Annotated in this window: 10 protein-coding genes; 1 reads left to right on the forward strand and 9 read right to left on the reverse strand. The window is 65.4% G+C overall.

Annotated features, from left to right (window positions below):
• The 9 genes from VMJ11_RS29505 to VMJ11_RS29545 form a co-directional block, all read right to left on the reverse strand.
• A partial coding sequence (locus VMJ11_RS29505) for an AAA family ATPase (RefSeq protein WP_325624314.1) occupies positions 1 to 269 on the reverse strand: 269 nt, incomplete at its 3' end.
• Positions 270 to 318: 49 nt separating this feature from the next.
• Entirely contained in the window at positions 319 to 855 is a 537-nt protein-coding gene (gene hslV / locus VMJ11_RS29510) for an ATP-dependent protease subunit HslV (protein WP_325624315.1), read from the reverse strand.
• A 388-nt stretch (positions 856 to 1243) separates the two neighbouring features.
• Positions 1244 to 1663 carry an RNA polymerase-binding protein DksA gene (gene dksA, locus VMJ11_RS29515; RefSeq protein WP_085228454.1) on the reverse strand — a complete coding sequence of 140 codons (420 nt, stop codon included), beginning with the start codon at positions 1661 to 1663 and terminating at the stop codon, positions 1244 to 1246.
• 569 nt (positions 1664 to 2232) lie between these two features.
• Positions 2233 to 3324, reverse strand: a complete 1092-nt coding sequence (locus VMJ11_RS29520; protein WP_325624318.1) for a GTP-binding protein — start codon at positions 3322 to 3324, stop codon at positions 2233 to 2235.
• A 343-nt stretch (positions 3325 to 3667) separates the two neighbouring features.
• On the reverse strand, positions 3668 to 4870 hold the full coding sequence (locus VMJ11_RS29525) for a class I SAM-dependent rRNA methyltransferase (protein WP_325624319.1): 1203 nt from the start codon (positions 4868 to 4870) through the stop codon (positions 3668 to 3670).
• A 141-nt stretch (positions 4871 to 5011) separates the two neighbouring features.
• The gene (gene xerC / locus VMJ11_RS29530) at positions 5012 to 5914 is read right to left on the reverse strand and encodes a tyrosine recombinase XerC (RefSeq protein ID WP_325624326.1); all 903 of its coding nucleotides are present in this window, start codon (positions 5912 to 5914) and stop codon (positions 5012 to 5014) included.
• Between the two features lie 81 nt (positions 5915 to 5995).
• A complete protein-coding gene (locus VMJ11_RS29535; protein WP_325624321.1) occupies positions 5996 to 6679 on the reverse strand; it encodes a DUF484 family protein in 684 nt (227 codons plus the stop codon).
• Positions 6680 to 6850: 171 nt separating this feature from the next.
• Positions 6851 to 7741 carry a diaminopimelate epimerase gene (gene dapF / locus VMJ11_RS29540; RefSeq protein ID WP_325624322.1) on the reverse strand — a complete coding sequence of 297 codons (891 nt, stop codon included), beginning with the start codon at positions 7739 to 7741 and terminating at the stop codon, positions 6851 to 6853.
• Between the two features lie 61 nt (positions 7742 to 7802).
• A complete protein-coding gene (locus tag VMJ11_RS29545; RefSeq protein ID WP_325624323.1) occupies positions 7803 to 8690 on the reverse strand; it encodes a lipid A biosynthesis lauroyl acyltransferase in 888 nt (295 codons plus the stop codon).
• Positions 8691 to 8953: 263 nt separating this feature from the next.
• On the opposite strand from VMJ11_RS29545, the gene metK reads away from it, so the two are divergent.
• The coding region (gene metK / locus VMJ11_RS29550; protein ID WP_325624325.1) for a methionine adenosyltransferase at positions 8954 to 9629 on the forward strand (676 nt) is incomplete at its 3' end.

Raw genomic sequence — 9629 nt, forward strand, 5'->3', positions numbered from 1 at the left:
CCCACTTCGGTGAACTTGGTCGCTTCGATCTTGATGAACGGCGCGTCCGCGAGCTTCGCAAGACGCCGTGCGATTTCGGTCTTGCCGACGCCCGTCGGCCCGATCATGAGGATGTTTTTCGGCGTGATTTCCTGGCGCAGCGGCTCGGCCACCTGCTGGCGGCGCCACCGGTTGCGCAGCGCGACAGCCACGGCCTTTTTCGCTTTTGCCTGGCCAATGATGTGCTTGTCGAGTTCCGAGACGATCTCGGCGGGGGTCATGGTGCTCATCCTGATTCCTTCTCGTCGGTACGCGCGTCTTGGTACGCAGCGCGGCGGGTTACTCGATGGTTTCGATCACGCGGTTGTGATTCGTATAGATGCACATGTCGCCCGCGATCTCGAGCGACTTTTCGACGATCTCGCGCGGCGAGAGCTCGGTGTTCTGCACGAGCGCGCGCGCCGCAGCCTGCGCGTACGCGCCGCCCGAGCCGATTGCGCAAATCCCGCCTTCGGGGTCGAGCACGTCGCCATTGCCGGTGATGACGAGCGTGGTTTGCGCGTCGGCGGCGATCAGCATGGCTTCGAGGCGGCGCAGCATGCGGTCGGTGCGCCAGTCCTTGGCGAGCTCGACGGCCGCGCGTGTGAGGTTGCCCTGGTGTTTTTCGAGCTTGGCTTCGAAGCGATCGAGCAGCGAGAATGCGTCGGCGGTGCCGCCGGCAAAGCCGACCATGACCTTGCCGCCGTAGATGCGCCGGACCTTCTTCGCGCCACCCTTCATGACGATATTGCCGAGGGTGACCTGGCCGTCGCCGCCAAGCGCGACCTGGTCGCCGCGCCGCACGGATACGATCGTCGTGCCGTGAAATTGCTCCATGTGCGTTCCTTTTTTACCGTGGATGCCGGGTTGGATGCGGGGTGGAATGCCTGCCGCTGCCAGGCGGGCGCGGCGGCATTCGACGCATCGGGCGCCGCCGCCCTGAATCCGGGTGCGTTGCGCGCGCCTGAAAACGCCCTCGCGGGGCCGTCGTGAGGCGCGCGGCGAGCGCACGTCGCTTCAAGTTTAGGGCGTCGCCGGGCATATCAAGGGCCGCGGGCGCAGAAAACGGCCACCGGGGCACGGCGGGCGGCGGCGCTCGCGCGCCATGAAGAGGGGAGGCGAAAAAAGAGCGCGCGCAAAAGAAAAAGCGCACGGAACACCGTGCGCTTCGACAGGGAAGGCATATCGCTAGCCGCGGAATCAAACTTCGCGGCCGGAAAAAAGCTCAGTCGCCGAACAGCTTCTGGCGCAGTTCGCGGCGCTCCTGCGCCTCGAGCGAGAGCGTGGCGGTCGGACGCGCGAGCAGACGCGGGATGCCGATCGGCTCGCCCGTTTCCTCGCACCAGCCGTATTCGCCGGACTCGATGCGCGCGAGCGACTGCTGCACCTTCTTGAGCAGCTTGCGCTCGCGGTCACGCGTGCGCAGCTCGAGCGCGTGCTCTTCTTCGATCGTCGCGCGGTCTGCCGGATCGGGAACGATCACGGTTTCGCGCAGATTTTCGGTTGTCTGGCCCGCATTGCGGAGAATTTCCGCCTGCAGCTGTTCAAGCCGGTTCTTGAAGAAGGCGAGCTGATCCTCGTTCATGTAATCCTTGTCGCTCATCTTCAGGATTTCGGCTTCGGTCAAGAGTCGTTTCGTCGTCATCTGGCTTGCTTCTTCAATGAGTGAGGCAAAACTGGCACGTCTTGCCTGCACTTTTGTGTTGCCCGCAGTGGCCTTTACCACGTTGCCAGGCGCACTTACCGCGCCGTTGTGCGCGCTGGCGGGCACCGACGATGAGCTGTCGTGACGCCGAAGCGCCGCTGCGGGGCCGAACTCCTCTGGAAACCGGTCTTCAGATGCTCCTGAGGCATATATCGTACCGGCAGCGCGCTGCGACGCGATGCGCTGCCGGCGGGGCGAACCTCGGCTTGATTCCGGGACGCCTCTCTTCCAGTGGGGCCGTATTGTAACCGAACCGCAAACTCGAGCCGCAAGCGGGAAAATCCCTGCGGCGGGCCGCCCTTTATCAACCCGTCTGCGAACCGGACGATATCCAGAAAATATAACGCGCCAATCGTGAAAAAGCGATGGTCGGGTACGTTATTTGAAGCGGCAGCCGGGAAGCGGGCGGTGCGCGGCGCATAAAGAAGGCGCCGGGGGCGTGGTTGCAGCGCAAAAGAAAACGGACGGGAACGCCCGGTTACGGGCCGGGCGTCGCCGAACAACCGGCGTCAGGCGAGGCAGGCGTCGAGCCCGTCGGTGATGAGATCCTGCGGCAGTTCAATGCCGATGAACACCATCTTGCTGCCCTTCTTTTCGATCGGCAGCCACTTGGCGGCAAGATCGCTGCCCATCATCTGGTGCACGCCCTGGAACACCACCTTGCGGTCCACGCCCTTCATGTAGAGCACGCCCTTGTAGCGCAGGAGCCGCTCGCCATAGATCTGCAGAATGCCGCCGAGGAAGTCCTCGAGGCGGTTCGGATCGAACGGGCGGTCGCTGCGGTACACGAACGACTTGATCTTGTCGTCGTGGTGCGCGTGATGGTGGTGGTGATGGTCGTGGCCTTCGTGATTGCACTGCCCGTGATCGTGGTCGCAGTCGGCGTGATCCTGTCCATGCGCGTGATCATGATCGTGATGCGCGTGGGCGTGGTCGTCTTCGGCGAGGAATTCCGGGTCGATCTCGAGCTTCGCGTTCAGATTGAAGCCGCGCAGGTCGAACACTTCCTTGATGTCGGCCACACCGAAATTCACCTGCCTGATCTGCGCCTTCGGGTTCATGTGCAGCACGCGGTGGCGCAGGTCCGCGAGTTCGCTCTCGTCGACGAGGTCGGCCTTCGTGATGAACAGGCGATCGGCGAAACCCACCTGGCGCTGCGCCACTTCGTGTTCGTCGAGCTGATGGTTGCCGTGCTTCGCATCCACGAGCGTGATGATGGCGTCGAGCAGGAATTCGTCGGCGATCTCGTTATCCATGAAGAACGTCTGCGCGACCGGGCCCGGATTCGCAAGGCCCGTGGTCTCGATCACGACGCGCTCGAAGTTCAGCTTGCCGTCGCGCTTTTGCTGGGCGAGGTCGCCGAGCACGCGCGCGAGGTCGCCGCGAATCGTGCAGCAGATGCAGCCGTTGCTCATCTGGATGATCTGCTCGTTGCTGTCCTGCACGAGGATTTCGTTGTCGATGTTCTCTTCGCCGAACTCGTTCTCGATCACGGCGATCTTCATGCCGTGGTTTTCGTTCAGGACGCGCTTGAGCAGCGTGGTTTTGCCGCTGCCGAGAAAGCCGGTCAGGATGGTGACGGGAATCATGCTGGTTGCCATGCTGTCTGCCTGGTAGATGTGCGTTCGTGTACGTTCGGGCGCGCCTCGCTTCTGGCGCGCCGGTTTGTGTTCGGGCCGGGCGGCCGCGGGGCGCGCAGCCGTCGAGTGTTACAACATAACTTCCTATTGAAACATATCTGCGCCGCGCCCGCATGCGACGGCCGGTGCGCAACGGATGCGGGGCCTGAACGCCCGGCCCGCATTGCGTCCCGGCGATTGCCTGGCGGCAGCCCGGCAACGTCCTAGCGGCGGCCCCCAGCGGTGGCTCCCAGCGACGCCCCCAAGCGGTGGCCCCCAGCGGTAGCCCGGTAGCGCGGGCCGAAACCGCTCACATAAGGCCGCCTCAGGCGATTTGCAACAGCAGGCCCTTCAGATACTCGCCTTCCGGGAACGCGGTAAGCAGCGGGTGATCGACGCCCGCACCGAGGCGCTTGAGGATGCGCGCGTCGACCTTGGCGTCGGCGGCGGCGCCGGCCACGATCTTCTGGAACAGCGCCGAATCGATCGCGCCCGAGCACGAATACGTGAACAGCAGGCCGCCCGGACGCAGCAGCTTGAAGCCCGTGAGGTTGATGTCCTTGTAAGCGCGCGCGGCGCGGTCCACGTGCTCGCGCGAGGCCGCGAACTTGGGCGGATCGAGCACCACGAGATCGAAGCGCTCGCCTTCGTCGTAGAGGCGGCGCAGCGTCTTGAAGGCATCGGCGTCGAGCCAGGTGGCGCGGGCCGCGTCGAAACCGTTGGCCTCGACGTTCTTCTGCGCCGTGGCGAGCGCCTCGCCCGACGAATCGATCGACACCACGCGCGTGGCGCCACCCTTGAGCGCCGCGAGCGAGAAGCCGCCCGTGTAGCAGAAGCAGTTGAGCACTTCGCGATCGCGCGCGTAGGTCTGCACGAGCGCGCGGTTGTCGCGCTGGTCGACGTAGAAGCCGGTCTTGTGGCCGTTGCGCACGTCCACGTGGTAGCGCACGCCATTCTCGCTGGTGATGAGCGTTGCGGGCGGTTCGTCGCCGGCGAGCAGGCCGGTGACCTGTTCGAGCCCTTCCTTTTCGCGAATCGACACGTCCGATCTCTCGTACACGTTCGGGCAGCCCGTAGCCGACGTGAGCGCCGCGACGATGGCCTCCTTCCACGCCTCGACGCCCGCCGCCATGAACTGGCACACGAGCTGGCCGCGGCCATCTGTACTGTCTTCGGTGTACTGATCGACGATCAGGCCCGGCAGGCCGTCGGCCTCGCCGAAGATCAGGCGCACCGCGCCCGTGCCGCTCACCATTGCGCGACGGTCCGCCACGGCGCGCTGCACGCGGCGCTTGAAGAACGCGTGGTCGATCGGCTCGCTTTCGTCGAAGCTCCACACGCGTGCGCGGATCTGCGAGTGCGGGCTGTATGCGGCGCGCGCGAGAAAGCGGCCCTCGTGCGAGCGCACGATGACGGTCGCGCCGGCCGCGGGCTTGCCTTCGACGCGGTCGATCGCGTTTGCGTAGACCCACGGATGGCGGCGCAGCAGGGATTTTTCTTTCGACGGTTTGAGGGTGACGATATTCATGATGCCTTCAATACTGGGTGGCGCAGCGCGCAAGGCGGGCGTTCACATGGGACCGGACGAGGTACTGCGCATGAGCCCGGAACAAGTGCTGAAGCACTAATTCCGGCCAACAGCTAAAGCGCAAGCTCCGATCGACATGCTTCAGTCGCGCTTCTTGGCGCGCGGATGCGCGATGTCATAGACCTTCGCGAGATGCTGAAAGTCCAGCGACGTATAGACCTGGGTGGCCGAGATGCTCGCGTGGCCGAGCAGTTCCTGCACGGCGCGCAGATCGCCGCTCGACTGCAGCAGGTGGGTGGCGAACGAGTGCCGCAGCACGTGCGGGTGCACGTTCGCCGGAATGCCCGCAGCGATGGCCGCGTGCTTCACGCGCTCGCGTACCACGCCCGGCGCCATGCGGTTGCCGCGCACGGAGAGAAAGAGCGGCGCGTCGTCGTGCTTCACGAACGCGCTGCGCGCGTCGATCCAGGCATCGAGCGCATCGAGCGCCTTGCGTCCGACCGGCACGACGCGGTGACGATTGCCCTTGCCGTGCACCTCGACTTCGGCCGCGTCGCGCTTGAACCAACCCGCCGATTCGTAGCCGTCGCGTTTCACGTAGCGCACGTCCAGACCCACGAGCTCTGCGAGGCGCAACCCCGACGAGTAGAACAATTCGAGCATCGCGCGATCGCGCAGCGCCTCGGGGCTGGTTTCATCGGCGCCTGCGCTTGCCGGGCCGTTCATGAGCTGCGCGGTGTCGTCCACGGAAAGCGCCTTCGGCAGCGTTTTCGCGCGCTTGGGGGCGCGCACGGCGGCGACCGGGTTCGCATCGAGTTCGATGCGGCCCGCGAGCCAGCGGTAGAAGGCCCGCCACGCCGAAAGCCGGTGCGCGATCGAGCGCGCCGAGAGGCCGCCCGCATGCGCGCGCGCCACTGCGCCGCGCACTTCCGAAGCGGTGACTCGCTCCAGCGGCTTGCCGTTGGCGAGCTTCTTCAGCTCGTCGAGTTCATGTGTGTAGCCGCGCAACGTGTGCGCCGAGAGCCGCCGCTCGTGTTCGAGCATCGCGAGGTAGTCGGCGATCGGGTCGGTGGGGTTCACGGTGGCGGCTCGCGGTGGGCTTTTTTCGGAATGGCAGCCGGCGCGTCAATGCGGCAGCAGGCGCGTGAGCGCCGCGCTCGCGAGCGCGCCGATCTGCGTGAGGAAGTCGGTGCCCATGCCTTCATGGAAGCGCCGCGGGTCGGGCGAGCCCATGACGAGCAGGCCGAAGGCGTTGCCCGGTGCTGCGTCGTCCGGCGCAAGCGCCGGCGCGCGCAGCGCGATGATCGCGACCGACTGCGCGACGCCTTCGGCGGCATCGAGCCATTGCGCGGCCTCGAAGCCACTATTCGCGCCGCAATAGGGCGTGTCGAGGCTGTTCGCGAAGATGCGCACTTCTCCGCCCGTGTGGCGAGCGAAGTCGGCCTGGGCGTAGGCTTCGGCGATGTCCCACACGCGCAGCGCGGCCTGCGGCACGTCGAACACGTCGCGCAGGTTGTGCGCGATCGTGCGCGGCAGCGCGTAAGGGTCGCGCTCGGCGATCACGCGCGTGGTCCAGCGGCCGAACTTCGAGGCAATCGAATCGTTCTCGTGCCCGTAGCGCAACAGCTCGGACAGACGCCGCTCGAGATGCTTGTTCTTCTCGCGCAGCATCTCCATCTGGCGCTCCTGCAGCGACACGGCAGCCTTGCCGTGCGGATTGCCCAGCTTGACGGCCGCGAGCAGTTCGGCGTGCTCAACGAAAAAATCGGGGTGGGCGAGCAGATAGTCGGCAACTTCGCGATCGTTCATGTTGTGGACGCGTTGTAGTTGTGAGGCGCGCGGCGGCGCGCTGTCTGTCATGCGATTGAATATCCGTGCGGCGCGACGCCCTTTGCATTGAGTGCGCCGGGCTCGCCTGCCAAAGCGCCCCCGGCCGCAACGCCGCGGGCTGCCAGTCATTGCTCGCGCGTGTGGCGCCCGTCAGTCGGCCAGTTCGATCTCGCCTTCGAACACGGTCGCGGCCGGCCCCGCCATCGTGAGCGCGGCGGACTCGTCGCGCGCGCCGTCCCAGGCGATCGTCAGCAGGCCGCCGTGCGTATGCACCTTCACGGGCGAATCGAGCAGCCCGCGGCGAATGCCTGCCGCCACGGCCGCGCAGGCACCCGTGCCGCAGGCGAGCGTCTCGCCCGCGCCGCGCTCGAATACGCGCAGCTTCACCTCGTTGCGCGAGACGATCTGCATGAAGCCCGCGTTCACCTTGTTGGGGAAGCGCGCGTGCGTTTCGATTGCCGCGCCTTCGGCCTTCACCGGGTACGCTTCGACGTCGTCCACCACCTGCACCGCATGCGGGTTGCCCATCGAGACGACCGAAATCCAGCGCGTCGCGTTGCCCGCTTCGTTGCCCATTTCGCCGCCGAGGTCGAGCGGCCAGAGCGTGTCGTTGCCTTCGTGTCGACCTTCGAGGCCGTTTGCATCGAACGGCACGCGCGCCGGCTCGAAGTCGGGGCGGTCCATATCGACGACGACTTCGCCGTTTTCCTGGACGACGAGCGTGATCGTGCCCTTTTGCACCTGCACGCGCACGCGATTAGAGTCGGTCAGCTTGCGGTCGCGCACGAATTTCACGAAGCAGCGCGCACCGTTGCCGCAGTGCTCGACCTCGCCACCGTCGCAATTGAAGATGCGATAGCGGAAGTCGACGCCTTCCACGGTCGGCTTCTCGACCAGCAGCAACTGGTCCGCGCCAATGCCGAAGTGGCGGTCGGCGAGCACGCGCACGCGCTCGGGCGTGAGCGCGAGGGGCTCGCTGTAGCCGTCGAGCACGACGAAGTCGTTGCCCGCGCCGTGCATCTTGGTGAATTTGAGTTTCATGCCGTCATTGTAAGCGAGGCGCGGACGAAAACCCGGGCCTCGACCGTGCTCTGCGCCTCGTCTATCGATACACGCTCGGCTCGCCGGGCGGCCGGGTCTTGAAGCGCTTGTGGACCCAGTAGTACTGCTCGGGAATGAGCGGAATCTGCTCTTCGAGGAATGCGTTCATGCGGCGCGCGTCGAGGTCGTCGTCGCCGGTGGGGTAGTTGTCCCAGGGCTTGAACACCTTCAGCCGATACCCCTTGTAATTGGGCAGCACTTCGCCGATGAACGGCACCACCTGCGCGCGACCCACCTTCGCGAGACGCCCGACGGCCGTGAGCGTGCACGCCGGCACGCCGAAGAAGGGCACGAACGTGGAGTTGCGCATGCCGTAGTCCATGTCGGCGCCGAGCATCACGGGCTTGCGGTCGCGAAGCCAGCGCAGCACGACGCGCGCGCTGTCCGCGCGACTCACCATCTCCGCGCCGAAGCGGCTGCGGCCCGCCTTGGCCGCGGCTTCGAACTCGGGGTTCGAGAACGGCTGATAAAGCGAGCCGCAAGGCCGGTGCAGCGAATAGTTGAGGAACATGGAGCCCGCCTCGATGCCGACGAAATGCAGGCCGAGAAACAAGGTGGGCGGGAGGTTCGGATCGGTGAGATCGATCTCGCTGTCGAGTTCGACGATCTTTTCGAGCTTCTTCGCGGAGCCGAACCACTGCACGCTGCGCTCCATATAGCTGCGGATGGCGTGGCGGAAGTGCTGGCCCGCGACTTCCTCGCGCTTTTCGTCGCTCCACTCGGGAAAGCACAGGCGCAGGTTGGTGTGGACGACGCGCTTGCGGCTGCTCGGGATCTTGTAGAGCAGCCAGCCGAGGCCGTCGCCCAGACGCGCGACGAAACCATAGGGCAGGATCGCGAACAGCTTGAGCAAGCCGATGGCGAAGCGGGAGCCGAGCTTGCCTAGCATGCGGAGGCTCCTCGGCAAGACAGGGGAATGGTGAGTAGGACGACGGACGGCACGCGGACCCTGCGACAATTTAAGGAAGCCGCTATAATACGGGCTTCGCCGAGTTAATAGACAACTTGCGGGGCGAAGCCGGGTAGCCAGACATCATGCCAATGCAGCGATGTTGGGCAGCCGGACAGGAAATCCGCTAAAGCGTCGCCGCTTCAAAGCTCCCGAAGCTGGCTACGTGAACTCAACCGTTACCAGCTACAGGAGCCTGACACGTGGCAAACGACTACTTCTTTACCTCCGAATCCGTCTCCGAAGGCCATCCGGACAAGGTCGCAGACCAGATCTCGGACGCGATTCTCGATGCCATCCTGGCGCAGGACAAATACTCGCGCGTTGCCGCTGAAACGCTGTGCAACACGGGTCTCGTCGTGCTCGCCGGCGAAATCACCACGACCGCGAACGTCGACTACATCCAGGTCGCGCGCGACACCATCAAGCGCATCGGCTACGACAACACCGACTACGGCATCGACTACCGCGGCTGCGCGGTGCTCGTCGCCTACGACAAGCAGTCGCCGGACATCGCCCAGGGCGTCGACCGCGCGCACGACAACAACCTCGATCAAGGCGCGGGCGACCAGGGCCTGATGTTCGGTTACGCGTGCGAGGAAACGCCGGAACTGATGCCGCTGCCGATCCACCTGTCGCACCGTCTCGTCGAGCGTCAGGCGAATCTGCGCCGCGACGGCCGTCTGCCCTGGCTGCGTCCGGATGCGAAGTCGCAGGTCACGATCCGCTACGTCGACGGCAAGCCGCATTCGATCGACACCATCGTGCTGTCCACGCAGCACGCACCGGAAATCGAACTGGCGCAACTGCGCGAAGCCGTGATCGAAGAGATCATCAAGCCGACGCTGCCGGCTGATCTGATCAAGGGTGACATCAAGT

Source organism: Paraburkholderia sp., from assembly GCF_035501035.1.
In the GTDB taxonomy this organism is placed as follows: domain Bacteria; phylum Pseudomonadota; class Gammaproteobacteria; order Burkholderiales; family Burkholderiaceae; genus Paraburkholderia.